General features: G+C 66.9%; 27 protein-coding genes. 13 read left to right on the top strand and 14 right to left on the bottom strand.

The features are described 5' to 3' along the window. Positions 1-2 precede the first annotated feature (2 nt). The 5 genes from ACPT9U_RS05075 (at position 3) to ACPT9U_RS05055 (ending at position 5,204) form a co-directional block, all read left to right on the top strand. Positions 3-1,385 carry a sensor histidine kinase gene (locus ACPT9U_RS05075; protein ID WP_418364065.1) on the top strand — a complete coding sequence of 461 codons (1,383 nt, stop codon included), beginning with the start codon at positions 3-5 and terminating at the stop codon, positions 1,383-1,385. A gap of 85 nt (positions 1,386-1,470) precedes the next feature. Beyond that, positions 1,471-2,073: a TetR/AcrR family transcriptional regulator gene (locus tag ACPT9U_RS05070; protein WP_418364064.1), complete on the top strand. Its 603-nt coding sequence runs from the start codon at positions 1,471-1,473 to the stop codon at positions 2,071-2,073. Next, positions 2,070-3,269, top strand: coding sequence for an efflux RND transporter periplasmic adaptor subunit (locus ACPT9U_RS05065; RefSeq protein ID WP_418364063.1), 1,200 nt, complete (start codon positions 2,070-2,072; stop codon positions 3,267-3,269). The genes ACPT9U_RS05070 and ACPT9U_RS05065 overlap by 4 nt, the downstream gene beginning before the upstream one ends. Next, on the top strand, positions 3,266-4,477 hold the full coding sequence (locus ACPT9U_RS05060; RefSeq protein WP_418364062.1) for an ABC transporter permease: 1,212 nt from the start codon (positions 3,266-3,268) through the stop codon (positions 4,475-4,477). Before ACPT9U_RS05065 ends, ACPT9U_RS05060 begins: the two co-directional genes overlap by 4 nt. A 1-nt stretch (position 4,478) precedes the next feature. After that, positions 4,479-5,204 (top strand): ABC transporter ATP-binding protein, encoded by a 726-nt coding sequence (locus tag ACPT9U_RS05055; protein WP_418364061.1) that lies wholly within the window; start codon positions 4,479-4,481, stop codon positions 5,202-5,204. 53 nt (positions 5,205-5,257) lie between these two features. On the opposite strand, the gene ACPT9U_RS05050 is transcribed toward ACPT9U_RS05055, so the two are convergent. The 8 genes from ACPT9U_RS05050 to ACPT9U_RS05015 form a co-directional block, all read right to left on the bottom strand. Next, positions 5,258-5,800 (bottom strand): hemerythrin domain-containing protein, encoded by a 543-nt coding sequence (locus tag ACPT9U_RS05050; RefSeq protein WP_435750106.1) that lies wholly within the window; start codon positions 5,798-5,800, stop codon positions 5,258-5,260. Between the two features lie 52 nt (positions 5,801-5,852). Then, complete coding sequence (locus tag ACPT9U_RS05045) at positions 5,853-7,130, bottom strand: TRAP transporter large permease (RefSeq protein WP_435750105.1); 1,278 nt, start codon at positions 7,128-7,130, stop codon at positions 5,853-5,855. Continuing rightward, positions 7,127-7,627, bottom strand: a complete 501-nt coding sequence (locus ACPT9U_RS05040; protein ID WP_435750104.1) for a TRAP transporter small permease — start codon at positions 7,625-7,627, stop codon at positions 7,127-7,129. The genes ACPT9U_RS05045 and ACPT9U_RS05040 overlap by 4 nt, the downstream gene beginning before the upstream one ends. 101 nt (positions 7,628-7,728) lie before the next feature. Further along, a complete protein-coding gene (locus ACPT9U_RS05035; RefSeq protein WP_435750103.1) occupies positions 7,729-8,709 on the bottom strand; it encodes a TRAP transporter substrate-binding protein in 981 nt (326 codons plus the stop codon). A gap of 55 nt (positions 8,710-8,764) precedes the next feature. Then, on the bottom strand, positions 8,765-9,403 hold the full coding sequence (maiA, locus tag ACPT9U_RS05030) for a maleylacetoacetate isomerase (RefSeq protein WP_435750102.1): 639 nt from the start codon (positions 9,401-9,403) through the stop codon (positions 8,765-8,767). A gap of 8 nt (positions 9,404-9,411) precedes the next feature. Then, a complete protein-coding gene (locus ACPT9U_RS05025; protein ID WP_418364055.1) occupies positions 9,412-10,605 on the bottom strand; it encodes a 3-hydroxybenzoate 6-monooxygenase in 1,194 nt (397 codons plus the stop codon). A 60-nt stretch (positions 10,606-10,665) separates the two neighbouring features. Continuing rightward, positions 10,666-11,376, bottom strand: coding sequence for a fumarylacetoacetate hydrolase family protein (locus ACPT9U_RS05020; protein WP_418364054.1), 711 nt, complete (start codon positions 11,374-11,376; stop codon positions 10,666-10,668). A 32-nt stretch (positions 11,377-11,408) separates the two neighbouring features. Continuing rightward, a complete protein-coding gene (locus ACPT9U_RS05015) occupies positions 11,409-12,449 on the bottom strand; it encodes a cupin domain-containing protein (RefSeq protein ID WP_418364053.1) in 1,041 nt (346 codons plus the stop codon). Positions 12,450-12,616: 167 nt separating this feature from the next. Between ACPT9U_RS05015 and ACPT9U_RS05010 the strand changes: the two genes are divergently transcribed. Beyond that, positions 12,617-13,537, top strand: coding sequence for a LysR family transcriptional regulator (locus ACPT9U_RS05010; RefSeq protein WP_418364052.1), 921 nt, complete (start codon positions 12,617-12,619; stop codon positions 13,535-13,537). Between the two features lie 12 nt (positions 13,538-13,549). Here ACPT9U_RS05010 and ACPT9U_RS05005 read toward each other — a convergent pair whose 3' ends face one another. From ACPT9U_RS05005 to ACPT9U_RS04990, 4 genes are all read right to left on the bottom strand, one after another. Continuing rightward, a complete protein-coding gene (locus ACPT9U_RS05005; RefSeq protein WP_418364051.1) occupies positions 13,550-14,272 on the bottom strand; it encodes a uracil-DNA glycosylase family protein in 723 nt (240 codons plus the stop codon). Between the two features lie 3 nt (positions 14,273-14,275). Continuing rightward, positions 14,276-14,599: an AzlD domain-containing protein gene (locus tag ACPT9U_RS05000; protein ID WP_435750101.1), complete on the bottom strand. Its 324-nt coding sequence runs from the start codon at positions 14,597-14,599 to the stop codon at positions 14,276-14,278. Then, positions 14,599-15,402, bottom strand: coding sequence for an AzlC family ABC transporter permease (locus tag ACPT9U_RS04995; RefSeq protein WP_435750100.1), 804 nt, complete (start codon positions 15,400-15,402; stop codon positions 14,599-14,601). The genes ACPT9U_RS05000 and ACPT9U_RS04995 overlap by 1 nt, the downstream gene beginning before the upstream one ends. Before the next feature lie 92 nt (positions 15,403-15,494). After that, on the bottom strand, positions 15,495-16,781 hold the full coding sequence (locus ACPT9U_RS04990) for an AmpG family muropeptide MFS transporter (protein WP_435750099.1): 1,287 nt from the start codon (positions 16,779-16,781) through the stop codon (positions 15,495-15,497). 154 nt (positions 16,782-16,935) lie between these two features. Here ACPT9U_RS04990 and ACPT9U_RS04985 point away from each other — a divergent pair, with 154 nt between their 5' ends. Beyond that, complete coding sequence (locus ACPT9U_RS04985; RefSeq protein ID WP_418364047.1) at positions 16,936-17,253, top strand: hypothetical protein; 318 nt, start codon at positions 16,936-16,938, stop codon at positions 17,251-17,253. Between the two features lie 57 nt (positions 17,254-17,310). On the opposite strand, the gene metW is transcribed toward ACPT9U_RS04985, so the two are convergent. After that, on the bottom strand, positions 17,311-17,898 hold the full coding sequence (gene metW / locus ACPT9U_RS04980) for a methionine biosynthesis protein MetW (RefSeq protein WP_418364046.1): 588 nt from the start codon (positions 17,896-17,898) through the stop codon (positions 17,311-17,313). An 80-nt stretch (positions 17,899-17,978) separates the two neighbouring features. Continuing rightward, complete coding sequence (metX, locus tag ACPT9U_RS04975; protein ID WP_418364045.1) at positions 17,979-19,106, bottom strand: homoserine O-succinyltransferase MetX; 1,128 nt, start codon at positions 19,104-19,106, stop codon at positions 17,979-17,981. A 194-nt stretch (positions 19,107-19,300) separates the two neighbouring features. Here metX and thiS point away from each other — a divergent pair, with 194 nt between their 5' ends. From thiS to ACPT9U_RS04945, 6 genes are all read left to right on the top strand, one after another. After that, the gene (gene thiS / locus ACPT9U_RS04970) at positions 19,301-19,504 is read left to right on the top strand and encodes a sulfur carrier protein ThiS (protein ID WP_418364044.1); all 204 of its coding nucleotides are present in this window, start codon (positions 19,301-19,303) and stop codon (positions 19,502-19,504) included. 124 nt (positions 19,505-19,628) lie between these two features. Beyond that, positions 19,629-20,414 (top strand): thiazole synthase, encoded by a 786-nt coding sequence (locus ACPT9U_RS04965; RefSeq protein WP_435750098.1) that lies wholly within the window; start codon positions 19,629-19,631, stop codon positions 20,412-20,414. Then, positions 20,411-21,217: a tRNA (guanosine(46)-N7)-methyltransferase TrmB gene (gene trmB / locus ACPT9U_RS04960; RefSeq protein ID WP_435750097.1), complete on the top strand. Its 807-nt coding sequence runs from the start codon at positions 20,411-20,413 to the stop codon at positions 21,215-21,217. Before ACPT9U_RS04965 ends, trmB begins: the two co-directional genes overlap by 4 nt. A 30-nt stretch (positions 21,218-21,247) precedes the next feature. Beyond that, the gene (gene sppA / locus ACPT9U_RS04955; protein WP_435750096.1) at positions 21,248-23,089 is read left to right on the top strand and encodes a signal peptide peptidase SppA; all 1,842 of its coding nucleotides are present in this window, start codon (positions 21,248-21,250) and stop codon (positions 23,087-23,089) included. A gap of 55 nt (positions 23,090-23,144) precedes the next feature. After that, positions 23,145-23,777, top strand: coding sequence for a YbhB/YbcL family Raf kinase inhibitor-like protein (locus tag ACPT9U_RS04950; protein WP_435750095.1), 633 nt, complete (start codon positions 23,145-23,147; stop codon positions 23,775-23,777). Next, positions 23,777-24,712, top strand: a complete 936-nt coding sequence (locus ACPT9U_RS04945) for a cobyrinic acid a,c-diamide synthase (protein WP_435750094.1) — start codon at positions 23,777-23,779, stop codon at positions 24,710-24,712. The genes ACPT9U_RS04950 and ACPT9U_RS04945 overlap by 1 nt, the downstream gene beginning before the upstream one ends. Positions 24,713-24,725 lie beyond the last annotated feature (13 nt).

Genomic DNA, 24,725 nt, shown 5'->3' with positions numbered 1-24,725 from the left:
GCGTGTCGTCCGCGGCAGCTGGCTCTCTGCGTTTGCGCCTGCTTGCAGGCACGCTGGTGTGGGTGTTGCTCACCGTCGTCGTGGCAGGCTGGGCATTGGGGCGGCTGTTCGATGAGCATGTCGACCGCCAGTTTCGGGTTGAGTTGCGCATGCACCTGGCACAGCTCGCTGCGCAGCTCATGATCGACGCCGAAGGGCGCCCGGCGTTGCGGACCCCGCTCAGCGACCCGCGCTTCGTGCGTCCCTCTTCCGGGCTGTACTGGCAGGTGGATGTGCTGGTGCCCGAGTCACGGCAGGCTGTGCTGCGTTCGCGGTCGTTGTGGGACGTCGTCCTTTCCGTACCGCAGGACCTGCCTGCCGCAGGGGTGTTTCATTCGCACCGGATCGAGGGGCCGGATGGCGAGCCCTTGCGCTTGATCGAGCAGATGCTGTACCCAGCGGAGCAGCCCGAGATGACGCTGCGCGTCATCGTCGCGGCAAACGCCGCCCTCGTGGAGGAACCAGTGGCACGCTTCAATCGCCTGCTTGCGATTGCTCTCGGTGTGCTTGCGGGCGGGCTCGTGCTTGCGGCGCTGGTGCAGGTACGGGTCGGCCTGCGTCCGCTGGTGCGCCTGCGCGACGGCCTGGCCGCGGTGCGTGCAGGGCGTAGTGCGGCGCTCCAGGGCAGCTTCCCGGCCGAGGTCCAGCCCTTGGTTGAGGAGTTCAATGCCGTGCTCGCACGCAATGCCGAGGTGGTCGAGCGCGCCCGCACCCAGGCCGGCAACCTCGCCCATGCGGTCCGGACGCCACTCACGGTGCTCGCCAACGCTGCTGCGTCATCAGCGGATGAGCGCGGCGACCCCGCGCTTGCGCGGCTCGTGCGCGAACAGGTCGCGCTGGCCCATACCCAGGTCGACCACCATCTCGCGCGTGCGCGCGCTGCAGCGGCGGTCGGCGCGACCGGCCAGCGTACGCCCCTGCGTCCGGTACTGGAGGGGCTGTTGCGCCTGATGGCGAAGGTGCATGCAGAGCGAGGGTTACGGCTATCGCTGTCCTCCTGCGATGCGGCGTTGGCCTTTCGCGGCGAGACACAGGACCTGCAGGAAATGCTCGGCAACCTCATCGACAACGCCTGCAAGTGGGCAGCACACCGGGTCGAGATCAGCGCGGACGTGGACCTTGGGCGACTACGGGTCAGCATCGATGACGACGGCCCGGGCCTGGACGAAGCGGTCCGTGAGGCCGTGTTCGCGCGTGGTGTGCGAGCCGATGAGCACATCCCCGGCTTCGGCCTGGGGCTTTCGATCGTGCGTGACCTCGCTCAACTCTACGGGGGCGAGGTTCATCTGGAGCGCTCGCCGGCGGGTGGGGCGCGTGCGGTGCTGCACCTTCCCACCCCGATGTGACACTGGAGCGTCGAGGTCGCTTGCATACCGGCTTTAAAAGTGAGTAAATACTCACTCACTACGAACCCGATGCCGAGTATCGCCCATGAGCTCCCGACACCTTCCTGCAGACGAGCGCCGTAGCGTGACGGTCGAAACCGTGATTGAGCTCGCCGCGGAACAGAACCCCAGCGAGATCACCACCGCCGCGATCGCCGAGCGCATGCAGCTCACCCAGGGCGCCCTGTTCCGCCACTTCCCCACCAAGGAGGCGCTGTGGACCTCGGTGATGGAGTGGGTGGCCGATCGGCTGATGGCGCGTATCGAACGTGCTGTCGAGCAGGCGCCCGGCCCGCTTGCGGCGCTGCGTGCGATGTTCCTCGCCCATGTCGGCTTCGTGATTGAGCACCCGGGGGTGCCGCGCATGATGTTCGGCGAATTGCAGCGTGCCCAGGCGAGTGCGCCCAAGCGCATGGCGCAGGCCTTGATCCGGCGTTACGGTGAGCGTGTGCGCGCACTGCTTGAGGCGGGACAGCAGGCGGGCGAGGTGGCGCACGGTATCGACCTTGATGCGGCGGCCACGCTCTTCGTGGGCACCATCCAGGGGCTGGTGATGCAGTCGCTGCTCGCCGATGACCATGGGCACATCGACCGCCAGGCGCCGGCGGTGCTCGAACTCTATTTGCGCGCCATCCGGAGCGGATCATGAAGAACTGGTTCTCCCGCCACGCCCGCCTGCTCGGGCTGCTCGCGGTGCTGGTGCCGCTGATCGCGCTGCTGGCCTTCGTGGCGCTGCGCGCGGGGCCGCTCGCCGCGGTGCCGGTCACGGTGGCGAAAGTGGATGCGCAGCCCCTGGCGCCGGCCCTGTTCGGTATCGGTACGGTGGAGGCGCGCTTCACGCACCGCATCGGGCCGACCTTCGCGGGCCGCCTGCGCACGGTGGCGGTGCAGCCCGGTGATGTGGTCAGCGCCGGACAGGTGCTGGGCGAGATGGACCCGGTTGATCTGGAGGAGCGCCTGCTTGCCCAGGAGGCGGCGCTGCGCCGGGCGCAGGCCGGGGTGTTGAGCGCCGAAGCGCAGCTGCGCGAGGCGTTGGCGCGCAAGACCTTTGCCGAAGCGCAGGCAACGCGCTATGCGCGGCTGCTCGAGTCGAACAGCGTCAGCCGCGAGGCCGCTGCAGCCAAGCGCCAGGAGGGGGATGCCGCCCGCGCCGGGCACCAGGCGGCGCAGGCCGGGCTGGACGCCGCAAGGCACGAGCTCGACCGCCTGCGTGCCGAGCGCGATGCGCTGCGCACGCAGCGAGCGAACCTGCGCCTGCTCGCGCCGGTTGCCGGTCTCGTGGTGCGTCGCGAGGCGGACCCGGGCACCACCGTGGTTGCAGGCCAGGCGGTGGTGGAAGTGGTGGAGCCCGATCAGGTGTGGATCAGTGCGCGTTTCGACCAGCAACGCGCGAGCGGCCTCGCCGCCACGTTGCCAGCGAGCATCGTGCTGCGCTCGCGTGCCGATGAAGCATTGCCGGGCACAGTCGCTCGTGTCGAGCCGATGGCCGATGCGGTGACCGAAGAGGTGCTCGCCCGCATCGGCTTCGAGCGCCTGCCGGCGCCGCTGCCGCCGCTGGGTGAGCTTGCCGAGCTCACCGTGTCGCTGCCGGCGCTGCCCGAGCGGCCGGTGGTGTCGAACGCCTCGGTGCATCGCGTGGACGGCCGGCTGGGCGTGTGGACGGTGGACGACGCGGGTGCGCTGCGGTTCGTGCCCGTTCGCCTCGGGCGCAGCGATCTCGACGGTCGGGTGCAGGTGCTCGATGGCCTGTCGGGCGGCGAGCGAGTGGTGGTCTACAGCCAGAAAGCGCTCGCCGCCGGCACGCGTATCGAGGTGGTTGAGCGCATCCCGGGGCGCGCGTCATGATCAGCCTCGCCGGACGCGACATCCTGCATGGCTGGGGCAAGTTCGTGTTCACCGGTATCGGGCTGGGTCTGCTCATCGGCGTCACACTGACCATGGCCGGCGTCTATCGCGGCATGGTAGACGATGCCCGGGTGCTGCTCGACAACAGCGGCGCCGACCTCTGGGTGGTGCAGCAGGACACGCTCGGCCCCTATGCCGAATCGTCGAGCGTGCAGGACGATGTCTGGCGCAGCATCGCCGCCATGGAGGGCGTTGAGCGGGTGGCCAACATCACCTATCTCACCATGCAGGTGCGGCTGACCGGGCCGAGTGCGCGCGACGTGCGCGCCATGGTGGTGGGCGTCACCCCCGACGGCCCCGGACATCCGGGGCAGCCGGTGCATCTGGTTGCAGGGCGTCATATCACGCGCAGCCATTACGAGGCGGTGGCCGATGTCGCGACCGGTTTCGCGCTCGGCGACACCATCCGCGTCCGCCGCAACGACTACACGGTGGTGGGGCTCACCCGGCGCATGGTGTCCTCGGGCGGCGATCCGATGGTCTTCATCCCGCTCAAGGACGCCCAGGAGGCCCAGTTCCTCAAGGACAACGACGCCATCGTGCGCCAGCGTGCGCGCACCGCACGGAATCCGGCGCTCAACCGCCCCGGCGTACCCGGCCTGCTTGATGCGGTGATCGCCTCGCAGAGCACCAATCCCTACGTCAATGCAGTGCTGGTGCAACTGACGCCGGGCTACGACCCCGAGCGTGTCGCCGAACCCATCCGGCGCTGGCAGCGGCTTACGGTCTATACGCGGGCGCAGATGGAAGAGATCCTCATCGCGAAGCTGATCGCCACCTCGGCGCGTCAGATCGCGATGTTCCTCGTGATCCTTGCGGTCGTCAGCGCGGCGATCGTGGCCTTCATCATCTACACGCTCACGCTGGGCAAGATCCGCGAGATCGCGGTGCTCAAGCTCATCGGCACGCGCAATCGCACGATTGCCGCCATGATCCTGCAGCAGGCCGTGGGCTTGGGCCTGATCGGCTTCGTGGTGGGCAAGATCGCAGCGACCTTCTGGGCGCCGGCGTTTCCCAAGCACGTGCTGCTCGAGACCGGCGACACGGTGCGCGCGCTGGTCGCGGTGGTGGTGATCTGCGTGCTCGCCAGCGTGCTCGCGATCCGGGCCGCATTGCGGGTGGATCCGGCCGAGGCGATCGGAGGCTGAAATGAAACAGAATACCCAGGCCGCGCGGGGGATCCGCATCGAAGGCTTGCGAAAGCGCTACGGCAGCGGGGACACCGCGGTGGAGGCACTCCGGCAGGTCGACATGGCGGTCGCGCCCGGCGAGGTGGTCGGCCTGATCGGGCCGTCGGGGTCCGGCAAGAGCACCCTGCTCAAATGCCTGGGCGCGGTGATCGAGCCCACTGCCGGGCGCATGACGCTGGGCGACGAAACCATCTACGACGATGGCTGGCGGATTGGCGACCTGCGCGCGCTGCGCCGCGATCGCATCGGCTTCGTGTTTCAGGCGCCGTACCTGATCCCCTTTCTCGACGTCACCGACAACGTTGCCCTGCTGCCGATGCTGGCCGGGCGGCCGAACGCCGAGGCCCGGCGGCGCGCGGTGGAGCTGCTCGAGGCGCTGGACGTCGGCCATCGCGCCCGCGCCATGCCCTCGCAACTCTCCGGAGGGGAGCAACAGCGCGTAGCGATTGCCCGCGCCCTGGTGAGCCGCCCGCCGGTGATCCTGGCCGACGAGCCGACCGCGCCGCTCGATAGCGAACGCGCCTTGAGCGTGATCCGCATCCTCAACCGCATGGCGCGCGAGTACGACACCGCCATCGTCGTCGTCACCCACGACGAGAAGATCATCCCCACCTTCCGCCGCATCTATCACATCCGGGACGGGCGCACGCACGAGGAGACGGGCGAGGGACGGTCGGTCGAGTGATGGTTCGTTTGCGCGTGACGACGCTTGTGGCGGCTCGTGGACGACGCTGTGCGCTAGATGTAGGTGGCTGGTCGCTTGGGCGCGTGGCGCATGTGCAGTGAGAGGCCGAGGGCCGCCATGTGATGTGAATTGCGCCCCAGAATGGTCTTGGACAGCGGGAGGAACTCGTTCTCCTCCAGTTCCGCGTGGGCCTTGTAGCGTGCGACCAGGCGTTCCACCTCGGCGATCTCCAGGCGGCTGTCCTGACCCTTGGCGACACGCTTGAGCTCCGGCTCGAGGCGTTTCCAGCTCGCTTCCAGCTCGCGGTGCTCGTCGGTGAGGCGCTTTGCGAGCGCCTTCACCTGATCGTATTCCGCGCCCTTTTCGGCGCTTGCCAGCACGGCCGGGAACAGTTCGCGCTCCTCGTCCTGGTGGTGCTCGAAGATGGCTTCGCGAAAGAACTCCAGTGCCCTGGCTGCGATCTCGCGTGCGCGCGATGCGGCATCGAGCAGTGCGGGCAGTTCGCCCAGCATGTCCAGTTTCTTGAGAATTCCGGAATGGCATTCGGCGAATTCGTTGATCGGTTGCTTGTTTGCAGCGTCGGACGGGGTGGTCATGTGGGTCTCCCCAGAGTTCGTCGGGTCGTGGTGGCCAGCCGTGCCTGGCCGGTCAGTTGCGCGTCATCAGGTTCGGCAGCCAGGTCGAGATCTCCGGCACGGCCGCGATCAGCACCAGAACCAGCAGCACGACCAGAAGGAAGGGGGCGGTCGCCTTGAACAAGGGACCCATGCGGATGTCGGCCTGCACCATGGCGATGTAAAGGCCGGGGCCGACCGGGGGCGTCACGAGACCGATCACCGTGGCCACCGTGCACACCACACCGAAATGGATGGGGTCGATACCCAGGCTGGTCACCACCGGCATCAGCAAGGGGACGACCACGATCAGCACGCTGATGCTCTCGAGGAACATGCCGAGCAGCATCATCAGCGCAATCACCAGCAGCAGGAACACGAAGGGTGAATCGGTCAGGCCCTGCATGAATTCGACGACCATGTCCGGCACGCCCTGGAAGGCGAGTACCCAGCTTAGTACCGAAGCTGCGGCGATCAGGCCGGTGATGGTTGCGGTGTTGACGCCGACGTCGAGCAGGATCTTGCCGAGGTCCCCCACCTTGATCTCGCGGTAGAACAGGCCAAGGGTGAGTGCCATGACAGCAGCCACCGCACCGGATTCTGTCGGTGTCATCACGCCGGCCATGATGCCGCCGATCACCACCAGCGGAATCAGTCCTGGTACCAGACCCTCGACGAGGATCCGTATCGAGGCCGCCCTTCCGCTGCGTTCGCCAGCAGGCAGGCCGGGCCCGAAGAAGCCGAACATCAGGATGACGAATGCAAGCCCTGCGATCAGGAGCATGCCGGGCACGATTCCGGCGATGAACAGCGGCGCGATCGGCTGCACCGCAACCACACCGTAGATGATCATCAGCATGGAGGGCGGGATGATGGGACCGAGCAGGCCCGCCGAAACGGTGACGGCGCCGGAGAATGCGCGGTCGTAGCCCAGGCGTTCCATCGCCGGGATCATGACCTTGCTCATCACGCCGATCTGGGCGACTGCGGAGCCGAGAATCGATGCGGCCATGGCGTTCGTGAACAGGTTGGCGTACGCCAGGCCGCCCTTGAGGCGCCCGACCAGCACTTCGGCTACGGCGATCAGGCGCTGGGTAAGACCGGCCCTGTTCATGATCTCGCCCACGAGCAGGAAGAGCGGGATGGCGAGCAGGCTGTTGATCTCGAGCGCGCCATAGAGCTGGATCGGGATCGAATCGAACAGCACGGCAAGGTCGCTGGTCGCCATGAAGACCACCGCCGAGATCAGGATCGTGCCGACGATGGGCACGCCTGCGAAAAGCAGGATGAAGAAGACGATCAGGGTGGTCATCTGGCGGCTCCGGTGAAGGCTGCACGCGTCTCACGCAGGACTGCGGCGAACTGATGCAAGGTCATCGTTGCCATCGCGGCAGGTAGCACGGAATAGTTGTACCAGCGCGGCAGCTGGGTTGTGGCGCCCAACTCCATGCGCACGTCCGGGCGGCTCACCCACTCCACGCCTAGCCAGCACAGGAATGCGAACAGGCCCAGCATCACCACGCCGGCGAGCGCAAGCAGCAGGTGGCGCATGCGCTCGGGCAGGGCCTGCGGCAGAAAGTCGATGGAAACGAGCTGGCTGTGATGCACGAGCAGCGAGAGGCCGAACAGCGTCGCGAACACGAGCAGCTGGACCGAGATTTCCTCGGCCCAGAACAGCGGGGCGCTGAGGAAATAGCGCATGAACACCTGCGTGGTCATGACGCAGGCGATTCCTCCGGTGAGCGCGATCACAAGCCAGCGCTCGATCGTGGCCAGGCTGCGGTCGATTTTCTGTATCTGGGCATACATCGCGAGAACTCCCGAGGGGGTGCGATCGTGCGGAGCGTGCCCGGCGGGCCCGCTCCGCACCGTACATCACGGATCTGGCGCGTGTGCGTCAGGCAGTGCGGTCAGAGGCCCTTCGCCTGCGCGTAGAAGTCGGCAATGAGCGGGTTTCTGGCGATGTACTGCGCGCGGACCTTCTCCGCCACGGCCTGGAAGGAGCCGATGTCCGCCTCGACGATCATCGCGCCATCCGCCTTGGCCTTCGCGAGATTGCTCTCGTCAGCATCGATTGCGGTCTGGTAGCCCCATTGCTCGGCGTCAGCCACGACCTTGAGGATGAGATCGCGATCCGCCTGGCTGCGACTGTCCCACCACTTCTTGGATACCACGATCACCGACGGGAAGGCCATGTGGCGGGTCAGGGTCAGGTTGGGCGCCTGCTGATGGAACTTGAGGCCGACGAGGGCATCGAGGTCGATATCCACGGCATCGAGCAGCTTGGTCGTCAGCGATGGCGCGACTTCGGACAGCGGCAGGGCGGTGGGGGCCGCGCCGTTCGCGTTCCACCAGTCGTTGTACACCGGGCTCGGGAAGGAGCGGATCTTCTTGTTGGCGAGATCTGCGGCGGAGGCGACCGGCTGGAGCGAGAGCACGTGGCGCATGCCGGCGAACGCATAGCCCAGACCGACCAGCCCGTGTGCCTCGAGGCGCTTGAGCATCTCCTTCGCTGCAGGCGTGTTCGCGGCGCGGGTGGCGTGGGCAACGTCCTGGAACACATAGGGCAGCGACCAGGCGAGGAAGGACTCTTCGCGGTTGGATAGCCCGCCGACGGTGAAGATGCCGAACTGCTGCGCGCCTGCCTGCATCAGGTTGATCATCTGCGCTTCGTTGCCGAGCTTCTGCAGCGGACTGACCGCGAGCTTCATCTTGCCGTCCGTGGCAGCGGCGAGATCGGCCGAAATCTTCTCGCCCACCTGGTGCCAGACGTGGGTCGGCGGGGTGATGTGGCCGAGCTTGAGCGATTGAGCATGGGCGCCGACGGCGGCGACCGACAGCACGAGGCCGGTGATCAGGCCGCAGGTGAGTTTCTTGAACTGGGATTTCATTGGGTGTCTCCTCGGGGGGCTGTATATGTGTTCTGAATCCGTCCGGATGGCCGATTCACTTCGCATCCGGTTGTGCGGCGGGGGTCGCGCGGCGGAACGCATCGAGCTCGCTGCATGCGCGGTCGATCGCGACGATGTTCGGGTATGCGCTCAGATCGACGTTGAAGCGGCGGGCGCTTTCAATCTGGGGGATCAGATACACGTCTGCGATCGTGGGCACATTGCCGAAGCAGAAGTCGCCGCGCTTGTCGTCGGCCGACAGCATCGCCTCCAGCGCGTCGAAGCCGGCCCGGATCCAGGTATTGCACCATGCGAGCACGGCCGCTTCGTCGCAGTGCAGTGTCTTGCGCAGGTACTCCAGGATGCGGCGGTTGTTGATCGGGTGGATGTCGCAACCCACGATCGCAGCCAGCGCGCGCACGCGCGCACGGTCCTCGGTGTTCGCCGGCAGCAGCGCCGGGTCCGGATAGCGCTCCTCGAGCCACTCGATGATCGCCGGAGTCTGGGTCAGGATCATCTCGCCGTCGGTGAGCGCAGGCACCAGAGCCTGCGGGTTCAGCGCCCGGAAGGCCGCGCCGAGGTGCTCCTCGGTGCGGAGGTCGACTGGCACGTAGGCGTAGTCGATGCCCTTCAGGTTCAATGCGATGCGCAGCCGGTGCGAGGTGCCGCTGCGGAAGAAGTTGTGCAGTTCCATGGGGCGGCTCAATCCTTGCTCAGGCAGTTGGTGACGTTCCACCCGTACAGCCATTCCATGGCATCGTAGAAGCGCTCCTGGCTACGGCCCTTCCACAGGTCGTTGCGCACCAGGCGCTCGACACCCTTGGCGTGATACAGGCGGCCCATCTCGCGCGACGACAGAACGATGCGTGCGGTACGGGCAATGCGCGAGCGCTGGTAGAGGTCGAAAGCCTTCTCGAAGTCGTTGTCATGCATCCGGAGCGCTTCGCCGAGTGTCACCGCGTCCTCCAGCGCCATGCAGGCACCCTGCGCCATGTACTGTGTGGTCGGGTGTGCCGCGTCGCCCAGCAGCGTGACCCGGCCGAAAGTCCATTGGCTGATCGGTTCGCGGTCGGCGGTCGCCCAGCGCTTCCAGGTCTTGGGCAGGTCGATCAACTGGCGGGCCTTGGCACAGATGCCCTGGAAGTAGCTCTGCACTTCCTCGCGGCTGCCTTCGGTGACGCCCCATTCCTCCTGCTGGCGGCTGTGGAAGGTCACCACGACGTTGTATTGCTCGCCGCCGCGCAGCGGGTAGTGCACGAGGTGACAGTTGGGCCCGGCCCACAGGCTCGCCGCGTTCCACTGCAGATCCGCCGGGAAGTCCTGCCTGTCGACCACGGCGCGGTAGACCACGTGGCCGGTCACACGTGCCGGGTCATTCACATACTGCGCGCGCACTACCGATTTCACCCCGTCGGCTCCGATCAGTGCGATGCCGCGGAAGGTGTTGCCGTGCTGGTCGTGCACCGTGACGCTGCTGGCATCCTGTTCGATGCGTTCGACGCGGGTCGAGGTGCGGAACTCGACGCGCCCGGTTTCCTGCGCGCCCTCGAGCAGGGACAGGTGCACGTCGACCCGGTGGATGACTGCATAAGGGTTGCCGAAGCGTTTGCGGAAGGCCTCGCCGGTGGCGATACGGCCGATCAGCTTTTCGTCGAGCGCATCGTGCATCACCATTTCGTCGGTATACACGGCGCGGCCGCGCGCCTTCTCTCCGACGCCGAGTGCGTCGAAGGCGTGAAAGGCATTGGGCCCCAACTGGATGCCAGCGCCGATTTCGCCGATCTCGTCGGCCTGCTCCAGAACCAGAACGTTGAAACCCTGGCGCACCAGTGCGAGCGCGGCAGCCAAGCCGCCAATGCCACCGCCGGCGACGATTACGGGTAGTTTCTCGGTCATGAATGTCTCCTCCTGCTCGATGGGTGGCGGCGGAGCGTTTGCTGCCCCGCCACGCGGGCTCTATTCGGCGGCGCCGATCGTCAGTTCGATGTCGCCGACCCGGTCGACATGGCCGGTGATGCGGTCGCCACTCTTGACTGCACCCACACCCTCCGGCGTGCCGGTGAAGATCAGGTCGCCGGGCTCAAGGTGGTAGAACTTCGACAGGTCGGCGATCAGCTCGGGGATGCTCCAGATCAGTTGTGACAGGTCGGCGGACTGCCGGGTCTCTCCATTCACCTGCAGCTTGATCGTGCCGGTATCGAGGAGGCCCAGGTCGCCGATCGGCACGATCTCCGTGCATACGGCGGAGAGCTCGAAGTCCTTGCCCAGGTCCCAGGGGCGGCCCTGTTCGCGGGCGACCAGCTGCAGGTCGCGGCGGGTCATGTCGAGGCCGGCGGCGTAACCGTAGATCAGGCGCTCAGCGTCCGCTTCGGCGACGCGGAAGCCCGGTGCGCCGATGGCAACGACCAGTTCCATCTCGTAGTGGTAATTGGAGGTTCCGGTCGGATAGGGCACGGTGGCGCCGGATTCGACCAGGGTGGACGCGGCCTTGGTGAAGTAGAACGGCTGTGCGGTGGATTTGTCGACCGGACGGCCCATCTCGACGGCGTGCGCGTGGTAGTTGCGGCCGACGCAGAAGATGCGCTTGACCGGATACCGCGGCTCGATGCCGCGTACCGGCAGGGAGTAGATGGGGGCGGGCGGGAAGAGGTATTGATTGTCGGACATCGTTTGTTCTCTGGGTGTGTTGGGGTCGGGGGTCAGGTGCGAACTTCGTAGACGCCGAGCTTCTTGTGCAGCGGGCTTTCGTCGGCGATGAAGATGAAGGCGGGTTCGGACGGGGACGGATTCTTCAGGGTGACCGGCACATAGCCCGGCGTGCAGCAGGTGTCTGCGGGGGCAAGGGAGAATGTCTTGTCGTCCGCCCAGACTTCGGCGCCTCCCTCGATGACATGGAACACCATCGCAGGCGACCGCGCCGGGAGCGGCAGGGTTTCGCCCGGGCGCAGCATCAGGGCCGAGAAACCGAGGATGTTCTGGCAGTCGCTGCCACTCTCGGGATTGACGTATGCGACCTGGACTGCCTCCACTTCGGGCTGCGCTTCGGCAAGGTTCAGCAGCGCGCTGCGGGCGTCGGCCCACGGGTAACGCAGCATTGGGTAGGTGCGGGCGCTGCCGCGGGTAAATACGGGCGACGGCACGACACCGCCACGAGCGTAGTTGCGCTCCAGGCGCGTGCCCGTGACGGCCTGTTCCCGGCCTTCGGTCGCGTAGGAGGTTTCGGTGTAATACACCAGCGGCAGATCGAGCACGTCGAGCCATACGACCGGATCCTCGCCGTCATGGCCGTGTTCGTGCCACAGGCCGGTCGGCGTCAGGATCAGGTCGCCGCGGTGCATCGGGCACTTCTCGCCGTCGACCGTGGTGTAGGCACCTTCCCCTTCGACGATCATGCGCACTGCGTTCGGGGTGTGCTTGTGCGCAGGCGCCCACTCGCCGGGCAGCAACAGTTGCATGCCGAGATAGATCGCGGCGCTGGCCTGCATCTTTTCGAGGCCGTGACCGGGGTTGGAGAGCACCAGCACGCGGCGCTCGGCTTTCTCGATCGGTGTGAGCTCGCCAGCCTGGATCAGCAGCGGGCGCAGCGCCGAGTACGACCATTTGACGGCTTGCGTGCGCCGTGCGGGTGTGCCTGGAGGGAGCACCGAACGCAGGCTGGGCCACAAGGGCACAAGATTCTGCGCTTCGAGAGACTCGCGGTACACGAGCGGTAGATCATCGAGACGACCGAGTTCCTGCATTTCTGACTCCTCCGTTCTGGACTCGTCGCCCCTCGATCAAGGCTTTTGCGTTAGATCAAAGCAAGCGGCGATGCGTTGTGGTGGGAGCCAATTTATAGGGCGATAAATATTGCGTCTACGCAGGTCGGAGAATAGAGTTAATTCGGATTTCGAATAGAGGTGTGCCGATGGGCAATCCCGACCAGCGTCTGCTGCAGATCTTCGATGCGGTCTACAAGACCTGCAGCGTGAGTCGTGCGGCCGAACTGCTCGAGATTGGCCAACCCGCGGTCAGCGTGGCGTTGGGCAAGTTGCGCGAGCATTTTTCGGATCCCCTGTTCGTGCGGACCTCTGGAGGCATGGCGCCGACGCCCCTGGCGGAGGAACTGGTTCAGCCGATCCGTCATGCACTCGATGCGCTCGAGGGCGCGTTTGGGCTCCGCAGCGTGTTTGACCCTGCGACTTCAGCGCGGCGCTTTCGCATCTGCATGACCGACATCACGCACCTCGTCCTGCTGCCGAGGCTGTGGGGGGCGCTACGCGCCGCTGCGCCAGGGGTCAGTATCGATATCGCCTCGCTGGACGACAGCGCGGGCCGCCAGCTGGAGTCGGGGGAGGCCGATCTGGCAGTGGGCTTCATCCCCGGTCTTGAGGCGGGCTTCTACCAGCAGGCGCTGTTTCGTCAGCACTACGTCTGCCTGGCCAGCGCGGATCACCCACGAATCCGGGGCGGACTCACGCTGGCGCAGTTCGAGGCGGAGGGGCATGCCGCCTTCCGTGCAACCGGAACCGGACATCAGATCATCGAGCAGGAGATCGCCCGTCAAGGGATCAAGCGGCGCATCGTGCTCGACATCCCCAACTTTCTTGGCGCCGCATTTGTGGTGGAGCGCACCGACCTTCTGATGACTGTGCCGCGCCGCTTGGGCGAACTGCTGCGCGGGCGGGGTGATTTCAGCATCCTGCCGGTACCCTTTCCATTGCCGGAGTACACGGTGAAGCAGCACTGGCATGAGCGCTTTCACCATGACCCCGGCAACCGTTGGCTGAGGGGCTTGATTGCCAGTCTGATGTCCGAAGCCGGCGGTCAGGTATCTCCGCCTGCTTGAGCGGCTGCGCCTTCAGTCTTTCCAGACCTGCAGCGCCAGCAGTTGCTTCGTTGCCGCCTCGGCCCAGCCACGGTTGGCGGCGGGGCTGGCAGGGCTGGGGTGCAGCACGCGGCCGAACTTCAGTCCGGGCAGGTCCGCGAGCGCTTCGGTGGCACGCTTTTCTGCCCAGTTGCCGATGCCGATCACCCACTCGGGCTGCAGGGCTCCGATCAGGGTGCGCAGGTGGGTGTCGCAGGCGGCAAGCAAGGGGCGCTGCTCGGCGACCGGCAGCTTGTCGGGGGTGAGGTTGCGGCCATTCTCGAAGAACACCAGCGGGCAGTAGTTGGCTACGAAATGCCCTGCGAAGAAGGCTTCGGGAGTGCCGAAGCGGGCCCGGAACAGGCCCCACAGGCGCTGGCCGCTGACCTCGGACCGGGTGCAGGCGAAGCCTTCCACGGGGCGCTTCGGGTTGGTGATGCGCGGCTGCCCGACCGGACCCTCTAGCCCCAGCCAGTCGCGTGCGCTGGCGATCTCGCCGAAGGGGACGCCGATCTGCGCCATGCCGAAGGGGCCGGGGTTCATGCCGATGAAGACCACCCGCTTGTGCCCCGCGCCGTAGCGTTCCAGATAGCGCCGATGCACGTTCCAGGCGTAGTCGAGCGGGTTGTAGACGTGGGTGACGGGAGGCGCAAAGGGCAGTGCATCGACTGCATCGGAGAGTGTGCGGGCGGCGTCGATCAGGGTCTGTGTGGTCATCGGTCAGAACAGCAGCTTGAAGAGGTAGAGCGCTGACATGCCGGCAGCGATGGTGGCCAGCACGCTGCGCGTGCGCCAGGCCACCAGCACCGCGACCAGCGCGGCCCAGGGGCGTGGCGTGTCGAAGGCGAGCACCACTTCCCCGCCGGCTACGAAGAGCCCGCTCGCGGTCAGTGCGGCGAAGCTCGCCGGTGCGATGTGGCGACACAGCGCATGCAGCCATCCGGGCAGGCTGCGGCTGGCAAAGAGGCCGATCATTGCGTAGCGGTACAGGTAGGTCAGCACCCCGACCAGCACCAGCAGCAGAACGAGGCTTGTCGTGCTCATCACGCGCGCTCCAGGCGGCGCACGGTCCACGCGCCTGCGGCCAGGCCGAGCAGGATCGCTGCGACCAGGCCGAGCTTGTAGGGCAGGGCGGCGAAGACCAGCGCACCGAGCCCCGCGGCCAGTGCTGCGGCCTGGCCCGCACGCTCGCGCAGGAGCAGGGTCAGCAACGCGATGAAGGTCAGCGGGACGGCGAAATCCAGCTCCCACTCGGGTGGGATGGTGGCGCCGAACAGCAGGCCGACCGCGGTGGACAACTGCCAGCCTGCCCACAGCGTGAAGCCGGCGCCGAGAAAGTACCAGTGGCGCAGGTCTTCGGCAGGCGCTCGAGCCCCGATGGCCGCATCGCTGGCGCTGCATGCCGTGCTTGCCGCGGATGGGGGCGCTTCGTCAGGGTTTCCGGCCTGGGCGGCAGCGGGCTCCGGCCCGCGCCGCTGGTAGCGCAGCACCGCCACCGCGTAGGCCTCGTCGGTCAGCACGTAGGCCAGCAGCAGTCGCCAGCGTCGCGGCAGGTGGCTCACGTACTCGGCCATCGAGGCGCTGTAGAGCACGTGGCGCAGGTTGAGCAGGCCCGAAGTCAGTGCGATCGGCATGAAGCCGGCCCCGGCAGCGAGCATCTGTACGATCACCAGTTGTGCCGCGCCGGCAAAGACGATGGCCGAGGCGAGCTGTGCCAGCCAGGCGGGCACACCCGCGGCGAGCGCGGCGATGCCGTAGATCATGCCGAAGGGTGCGACGCCGAGCAGCAGCGGTGATTCGTCGCGACAGCCGGCGAGGAACTCCGTCAGTCTTGGACTATTGCGCATCGGTCAACGCGCTCGTCCTGTCTGGCCGACGCCCGCTGAGCGAGCGTGCGGCGTGCGCGCCCTCGCGGCGATGGCGGGCAGGCGTGCGTGCCTCATGTCTGGGTACGCTCCCCGTTCCACGGCGCGACCTTGAGCAGCAGCACCATGCCCGGTACCGCGAGCACGAAGCACAGCCAGAAGAAGTTGGTCCATCCCAGCGCCTCCACCAGCCAGCCCGCGGTTGCGTTGATGAAGGTGCGCGGCACCGCCATCAGGCTGGTGAACAGCGCGAGCTGGGTAGCGGTGTAGGCCGGGTGGGTGGTGCGCGCCATGAAGGCGACGAAGGCGGTGGTGCCCAGTCCTGCACCCACTGCTTCGCCGGCGATCACGGTGGCGAGCACCACGAGCCGTGCCGGAGTCGAATCCCCCGGGCCCAGCCAGGCCATCCACACGAAGCCGAGGATGGTGACGAACTGCACCACACCAAAGATCCACAGCGCGCGGTTGATGCCGAGCTTGAGCATCCAGATGCCGCCCAGGATGCCACCGATCACCATCGGCCACAGCCCGGCGTTCTTCGCGATCACGCCGATCTCGGTCTTGCTGTAGCCCATGTCGAGGTAGAAGGGTGTGGCGAGCGCGGTGCACAGCGAGTCGCCCAGCTTGTAGAAGAACAGAAAAGCCAGCACCAGCAGCGCCGACTGCACGCCGTGGCGGCCGAAGAACTCGCGAAAGGGCTCGACCACCGCGTCGCGCAGGGTGCGCGGTGTGCCGGCATCGGCGAGCGGCTCCTTCACCAGCAGTGTCATCGCCAGGCCGGGGATCATGAACGCCGCAGTAATGAGAAAGACCTGCGCCCATGGGAGGTGGTCCGCCAGAATCAAGGACAGCGACCCCGGCACCAGCCCCGCGATCCGGTATGCATTCACATGAATCGCATTCCCCAGCCCCAGCTCGGCGTCGGGCAGGATCTCGCGGCGGAAGGCGTCGAGCGCGATGTCCTGCGTGGCCGACAGCAGCGCGATCGTCGCGGTCAGGCCCACCACCATCGGCAGGTGATCGACCGGCGACACCTGCCCCAGCCAGGCGATCGCCGCCAGCAGGCCGAGCTGCGACACGAACATCCAGCTTCGCCTTCGCCCCAGCCAGGGGAGAATGCCGTAGCGGTCGAGCAGCGGCGCCCACAGGAACTTCCAGGTGTAGGGGAACTGGATCAGCGCGAAGGCGCCGATCGCCTTCAGCGATAGGCCCTCGGTCTTGAGCCAGGCCGGCACCAGGTTGAGCAGCAGGTACAGCGGGAGGCCGGATGCGAAGCCGGTGAAGATGCAGATCAGCATCCGCCGGTTGAGCAGGGCGGCGAGCCAGGCGGGCGTCCGGGGGGCTGCGGAGGGCGAGGACAAGATGCGGGGCCGGGGCGTTGCGGAGCCGCGCATTATCGCAGATCATCGCCACCCCCTTCCGTTTACACAATTCGATACTTTGCTTGCATCCGCTGCGCTCTGCGCCAACAATGCGGGCAAAGCAAAGATCCCCCAATCGAGGAGGTTGTTTTCCATGTCCTACACCGTGACCGTGGTATTCGGCGGTGACCGCGAGTACGAGTTCGCGTTGCACGACGCCGAGGTTGCCTCGACCACCAAGGAGCAGGCGCGTAGCTGGCTCGCGAAAGAGTTCGATGAGCTCGAGTGCTCGCCTTCCAACCCGATGGGCAAGGTACTGGTGCTCGACATGATCCTCAACGTCGCCAAATACGGCGGCGAGAGTCGCTTCGAGCAGGGCGCTGAATGGGCGAAGAAATTCGCTATCGTGACTGCTGCAGCGCTCGAGCGCCCGGCCGTGCGCGTGGACGTCTCGTCCTTCGTCGTCGGCTGACGCCATGCCCGGGGGTGTCCCCCCGGGCTCGCCTGCCGGCCCGCACCCAGGCCGGTTTCAGGCTCTTCCCAGACGATACACCGCGACGCTGGCGAGGAAGTTCGGCTCGTCCAGCACCAGCTTGCCCTCGTCGAAGGCGAGGCGTTCGTGCACTGCGATGCCATTCATCTCGCACAGCGCGTCGAAGTCGGCGATGGTGAAGAAGCGCACGTTGGGGGTGTTGAACCACTGGTGGGGCAGGCTCTCCGACACCGGCATGCGGCCGTTGAGGATGCTCTGGCGGTGGCGCCAGTAGCCGAAGTTGGGAAAGCTCACCACGGCCTCGCGGCCCACGCGCAGCATCTCGTGCAGGATGCCCTGGGTGTTGTGCATGGCCTGCAGCGACAGGCTCATGATCACGTGGTCGAAGAAGCCGTCCTCCAGGCCCACCAGGCCCTTCTCGAGGTCCATCTGGATCACGTTCACGCCGTTCTTCACGCTGCCCAGCAGCTTGTCGGGGTCGTTTTCGACACCGTAGCCCTGCACCTGGCGCACTTGCATCAGGTGGCGCAGCAGATCGCCGTCGCCGCAGCCGAGGTCGAGCACCTTTTCGCCGGGCTCGATCCACTGGGTGATCACTTCATAGTCGTAGCGGTAGGAGGTCATGTCAGTATGCGCCGAGCCGTCTCAAGCGTACTGGCGCCCCCTCGGGGGGCAGCGAACGCAGTGAGCGTGGGGGTTGTCATTCAAACCTCGATGCGGTCGAACCAGGCCGACAGCAGCTTGTGGTAGCGGGTCTCGTCGAGCAGGAAGGAGTCGTGTCCGGCCGGACAGTCGATCTCCGCGTAGCTGACGTTGCGCTTGTTGTGCAGCAGCGCGTAGACGATCTCGCGTGAGCGCTCGGGCGAGAAGCGCCAGTCGGTGGTGAAGGACACCACGAGGAAGTCCGCCGTGGCACGCGCCAGGGCGGCGGCGAGGTTGCCGCCGTACTCGAAGGCAGGGTCGAAGTAGTCGAGCGCCTTGGTGGTCAGCAGGTAGGTGTTGGCGTCGAAGTAGCCGGCGAACTTGTCGCCCTGATAGCGCAGGTAGGACTCGATCTCGAACTCGACGTCGTAGCTGTAGGTGTTGCGCCCATGACGCAGGCTGCGACCGAATTTCTCCGCCATCGAGTCGTCGGACAGATAGGTGATATGCCCCACCATGCGCGCCAGCTTGAGCCCGCGCGCCGGCACCACGCCGTGCGCGTAGTAGTGGCCGCCGTGGAACTCGGGGTCGGTGAGGATGGCCTGGCGGGCGACCTCGTTGAAGGCGATGTTCTGCGCGGTGAGTTTGGGCGCGGCGGCAATCACCGCGACGTGGCCCACGCGCTCGGGAAACTGCAGCGCCCACGACATCGCCTGCATGCCGCCAAGCGAGCCGCCCACCACCGCGGCGAAGCGCTGGATGCCGAGGCGGTCAGCCAGGCGCGCCTGCGACTCCACCCAGTCTTCCACGGTCACGAAGGGGAAGTCCGCCCCCCACAGCGTGCCGGTGGTGGGGTTGATCTGGTTGGGTCCGGAGGAGCCGTAGCAGCCGCCGAGGTTGTTCACCCCGATCACGAAGAACTTGCGCGTATCCAGCGGCTTGCCCGGGCCGATCAGGTTGTCCCACCAGCCGACGTTGTGCGGCGCGTCGGCGTAGGTGCCGGCGACGTGGTGCGAGCCCGACAGCGCGTGGCAGACGAGCACCGCGTTGCTGCCATCGGCGTTGAGCGTTCCGTAGGTCTCGTAGACGAGATGGTATTTGTCCAGCGTACCCCCGCTACGCAGCGCGAGCGGCTCGGTGAACTCGGCCCGCTGCGGCGCGACGACGCCGACCGATTGGGGTGGGATCAATTTCGTCATCTGCAAACAAAAAACCCAGTCGGCTACAAACGCGGACTGGGTGCCCTCGCTTTAGCCGTATTTGTTGAGCGCCCGCAAGCTGTTGATCAAATCGGCGCTAGGTGGCAGGAAGTTAGCGCCGCGCCGGGCAAAAGTCAAACCCACGGCATGATAAGATTTTTCGCCTACGGACAGCCCCGAACGCCATGATCCAGGTCATTCTCAACGGCCAGCCCGAGACGCTGGCACCCGATTTCACCGTGCTTGCGCTGCTCGAGGCGCGCGGCCTCGTCGGCAAACGGCTCGCGGTCGAGCGTAACGGCGAGATCGTGCCCAAGGCCCGCCATGCCGACGTGAAACTCGCCGATGGCGATCGACTCGAAATCGTCGTCGCAGTCGGCGGCGGCTGAAGCCATCTCGGTGGATGCGGGTATGGTGGAAGCGGGATCGCCCGCTCCTGCCAAATCCGTTCCCGCAGGGTCGCCCCCCTGACGCATCTTCCTTCCAGACAACCCCGCACAACAGGTTCCCAACATGAACGACCCCCTGGTCATCGCCGGTAAGGCCTATAGCTCGCGCCTGCTCGTCGGCACCGGCAAGTACAAGGGTTTCGCCGAGACACGCGAAGCCATCGACGCCAGCGGCGCCGAGATCGTCACTGTCGCCATCCGCCGCACCAATATTGGCCAGAACCCGGGTGAGCCCAACCTGCTCGACGTGTTGCCGCCGGAGAAATTCACCATCCTGCCCAACACCGCCGGCTGCTACACCGCCGACGATGCGGTTCGCACGCTGCGCCTGGCGCGCGAACTCCTTGATGGTCACCCGCTGGTCAAGCTCGAAGTGCTCGGCGACCCCAAGAGCCTGTTCCCCAACATGCCCGAGACGCTCAAGGCCGCAGAGACTCTCGTGAAGGATGGCTTCGATGTCATGGTGTACTGCGCGGACGACCCCATCCAGGCGAAGATGCTGGAGGAGATCGGCTGCTGCGCGATCATGCCGCTGGCTTCGCTGATTGGCTCCGGCATGGGCATCCTCAACCCGTGGAACCTGCGCCTCATCATCGATAACGCCAAGGTGCCGGTGCTGGTCGATGCCGGCGTGGGCACTGCCTCGGACGCTGCGATCGCGATGGAGCTGGGCTGTGACGGCGTGCTGATGAACACTGCGATCGCCGCCGCCGGCAAGCCGGTCCTTATGGCGGGCGCGATGAAGAAGGCGGTTGAGGCCGGCCGCGAAGCCTTCCTCGCCGGGCGCATGCCGCGCAAGTTCTATTCGGCCGACCCGAGCTCGCCGACCCAGGGGCTGATCGGTTCATGACCAAGGTTCGCAACGAAGCCATGGCCGCGCCAGAGGTTCGGGAACGAGCGGGCGGAGCAGGCGTGCCGGTGTCTGCCGAAGTCAGCTCGCAGGTCGAGATCATCGGTCGCGACAGCCCTGAGCACCGCTTCTCCAGCCGCAGCATCCGCAGCTTCGTGCTGCGCCAGGGGCGCATGTCCGAGGCTCAGCAGCGTTCTCTGGATGAAGTGCTGCCCAGCGTCGGCATCGACTACCGTGTCGCGCCGCTCGACCTCGACGTCGCGTTCGGTCGCGAAGCACCGAAGATCCTCGAGATCGGTTTCGGTATGGGTGAGACCACGGCGCAGATCGCTGCTGCAATGCCCGAGAAGGACTTCCTCGGCATCGAAGTGCATACCCCCGGCGTGGGTGCGCTGTGCAAGCTGATCGCCGAGGGCAGTCTGTCCAATCTGCGCATCATGCAGCACGATGCCGTCGAGGTGATGCGCGACATGGTTGCCGACGGTGCCCTGGCCGGCGTACATCTGTTCTTCCCCGACCCTTGGCGCAAGAAGCGCCACTTCAAGCGTCGCATCGTGCAGCCCGACTTCGTCGCCCTCGTCGCACAGAAACTCGCCCCGGGCGGATACTTCCACTGCGCCACCGACTGGGAGGACTACGCGCACTGGATGCTCGAAGTGATCTCCGCCGAGCCACTGCTGCAGAATACCGCCGACGGTTTTGCGCCGCGCCCGGACTACCGCCCGCTGACGAAATTCGAAAACCGCGGTCTCAGGCTCGGACACGGTGTCTGGGACCTGGTGTTCCGCCGCCGTACCGATTGACCACCGCCTGACCGACGAGGAAACCGCCGCGTGATCCGAGGCCTGTTCCGCTTCATCTACAACGTGCTGCGCATGTTTGTGCGCCTGTTCGACCTGCTCGTGCGGGGCGTCTTCTACGCATCGCTGATCTTCGGCCTTGGCGTGCTGGTGTCGCTGTTCTTCCGGCCCGCACCCGAGGTGCCGGCCGGGTCTGCGCTGGTACTGAGCCCCGTTGGCACGCTCGTCGAGCAGACCGAACTCGAGCCGCCGCTCGCGCTGTTGCGCGCAGGTGGCGCGCCCGCTGGGCATGTGCGTCTTGCCGACCTGGTTGAGGCGGTGCGTAGCGCGCGCGACGACCACCGCATCGCGGCGCTGGTGATCGAGACGGACGAGCTCATCGGTGGCGGTCTGTCCAAGCTCGCAGAGCTGCGTGCCGCGATCGCCGACTTCAAGGCCTCGGGCAAGCCAGTGCTGGCGCGCGGCGAACGCTTCACCCAGTCGCAGTACTACCTCGCCTCGGTGGCTGACGAGGTGCACCTGTCACCCGACGGCTTCGTCCTGCTGCGCGGCCTGGCACGCTACGGAACCTATTTCCGCGATGCGCTCGACCGGCTCGGCGTGAAGATACACGTCTTCCGCGTCGGCGAATACAAGTCCTTCTCCGAGCCTTTTACCCGCAACGACATGTCCGACGAAGACCGCGAGGCCACGCGCGACCTGCTCGGCGGCCTGTGGCGCATCATGCGCGACGACATTGCCACGAGCCGCAAGCTCGCGGCTGAGGCAGTCGATGCACACGTCAATGACATCCGCGGCGCTCTCGCAGCTGCCGGGGGGGACGCTGCGAAGGCCGCGCTCGATACGGGCCTGGTCGACCGCTTCAGCACTCGCGACGAATGGCGTGCGCGCCTGATCGAGGCCGTGGGCAAGGCCCCGGATGGCGAAGAGCCGCGCCGCATCGACATAGACCACTATCTGGCGGTGGTCGCCGGCCAGCAGGAGGCCTCGCCCGCGAGCGTGGCGGTGATTGTCGCCCAAGGGACCATCGTCGACGGGGCCGAACCCACGGGCGTGGTCGCTGGCGACACTTTCGCCCACTTGATCCGCGCGGCGCGCGAGAACGAGCGCATCAAGGCGGTGGTGTTGCGCATCGACAGCCCGGGCGGTAGCGCCTGGGCGTCCGAGCTGATCCGCCGCGAGCTTGAGCTCACGCGCGAGGCCGGCAAGCCGGTGATCGCGTCGATGAGCTCGGTGGCGGCCTCGGGTGGCTACTGGATCGCCTCCGGCGCCGACGAGATCTGGGCTGCGCCGGCCACGGTGACCGGCTCCATCGGCATCTTCGGCCTCTTCCCCGAGTTCTCCGAGCCACTGCGGCGGCTGGGCATCGGTGTCGACGGCGTGGCCACCGCGCCACTCGCCGGGGCGCTCGATCCCCGTCGCCCGCTCGACCCTGCAGCGGCCGAGGCCATGCAGCTCAGTATCGAGCATGGCTACCGTCGCTTCCTGGAGGTCGTCGCCAAGGCCCGCAACATGACGGTGGACGAGGTCGACACCGTTGCGCGCGGGCGGGTGTGGACCGGAGAGGCCGCGCTTGGCCTGGGCCTGGTGGACAAACTCGGCGGCCTGCAGGGTGCGATCGATGCTGCGGCCGCCCGCGCCGGCCTCGCCGACTACGAGGTGGTGTGGCCCGAGGCGATCGAGTCCCTCGAACAGCGCCTGCTGCGCCGGCTGCTGCGCACGGGCGAGGATCTCGGCCTGGAGTTTGCCTCCCGAGGCCTGGCTACCGGCCCGCTCGCTGGGCTGGTCGGCGAGGTGCAACGCTCCACCGCCGATCTGCTGCGCTGGAACGACCCGCGTCACCTGTATCTGCACTGTCTGTGCGAGACGCCCTGATCGGGCTGCCGTGCAGGCTTCGACCACGTCCCGTTCAATCCACGAGGAGAGTGCCTTGAAACTCACCAGCCAGAGCTTCACCGACGGCGCCCGCATCCCGGGCGAATTCGCCTTCTGCATTCCTGCAGAGGAAGGTCACGTCTGCCTCGGCGGGAACCGCAACCCGCAACTGGCGTGGAGCGACGTACCCGCCGGCACGCAGTCCTTCGTGCTCATCTGCCATGACCCCGATGTTCCGAGCAAGGGCGACGACGTGAACCAGGAGGGGCGCACGGTGCCGGCCAGCCTGCCGCGGGTGGACTTCTTCCACTGGGTGGTGGTGGACCTGCCCGCCGACCTGCGCACCATCGACGCTGGCCACTTCTCCGGCGAGGTCACGCCCGGCGGCAAGCCCGGGCCGGAGACGGCGCTCGGCGCGCGTCATGGCGTCAACGACTACACCGCCTGGTTCGCCGGCGACGATGCGATGAAGGGCGACTACCACGGCTACGATGGCCCCTGCCCGCCGTGGAACGACTCGATCATCCACCATTACGTGTTCACGCTGTACGCGCTGGACGTGCCGCGTTGCGCGGTGGAAGGTCGCTTCACCGGCCAGGACGTGCGCGCGGCGATCGCCGGCCATGTGCTCGGCGAGGCCCGGCTCACCGGCACCTACACGCTCAACCCGGCGCTCGGCGCCACGTAATGTTCGATTTCCTCCAAGGGCTTGCTTTCGGACTGCTGGTGTCGTTCATGCCCTGGTTCATGGCCGGGCTGTACGACCCGCGGCTGGTCGTGCCCGAGGAGGTGGCCTCGCGCTGGCAGGTGATCCTGCGCTACGCGGTAGCGATGCCCACGGTGGCGATGCTGTTGCTGATGACGTCCTTCTGGGGCGGCTTCGGCGCCAGCCTCGGCGGCTGGCTCGTCGGGCTGGCCGCGGTGCCGATCGAGCTGTTCGTGGAGAAGCGCTGGCGCCGCTGGCGTGCCGCGCGTGCCGGGCGTGAACGTGCCGCCGCCCGCGAGCGGCAGCGCCACGAGGTCGCCAACGCGCGCCGCGAGCGTAACCTGCTGACGCTGGACCCCGACCTCGCACCGACCGATGCCGATGTGGTGGTGCTCCAGCTGTGGGAGGTCAAACGCGAACTCGTTGATCTGCGCCGCCCGGACCTCGCGGTGCAGGCCGATCGCCTGTTCACCCGCTACCAGCGCGCGCTCGACGTGCTCGATGACAAGTTCGACGCGCGCGAAGTGACCTACGAGCGCGCCCGCGGGCTGGTCGGCGAGGTTGGGCGCGAGGCGGCCGCCGGGCTGGGCGCAATGGTCGAGCTGGTGCACGGCAGCGCTGGCCTCGATGCCGATTTCGTCCGTACGCGGCTCGAAAGTGAGGCCGCTCGCCTCAACCCCACCGAGCGCGAGGCGCTGCGGCGCCGGCTGGCGATCGCTGACGAGACCGAGCGCCGGTTGGGTGAGATCGCCGCTGGCAACGAAGCCGCGCTGACCGCGCTCGATGACGTCGCGGTCGCCGTCGCCCGTATCGACACCGGCCGCAGCCAGGGTGCCGCCGCCGGCAACATGGAGCAGGCGCTGCAAGAGCTGCGCCGCTTCGCCGAGCGCGCCGGCCTGTACGGCCGCAAGCCGTAGAACAAGGAATGCT

This window comes from Thauera sp. AutoDN2 (genome assembly GCF_051280715.1).
GTDB lineage: Bacteria > Pseudomonadota > Gammaproteobacteria > Burkholderiales > Rhodocyclaceae > Thauera.
Note: the sequence above shows the minus strand (reverse complement) of the source record. Positions and strands in the feature narration are given on the sequence as shown.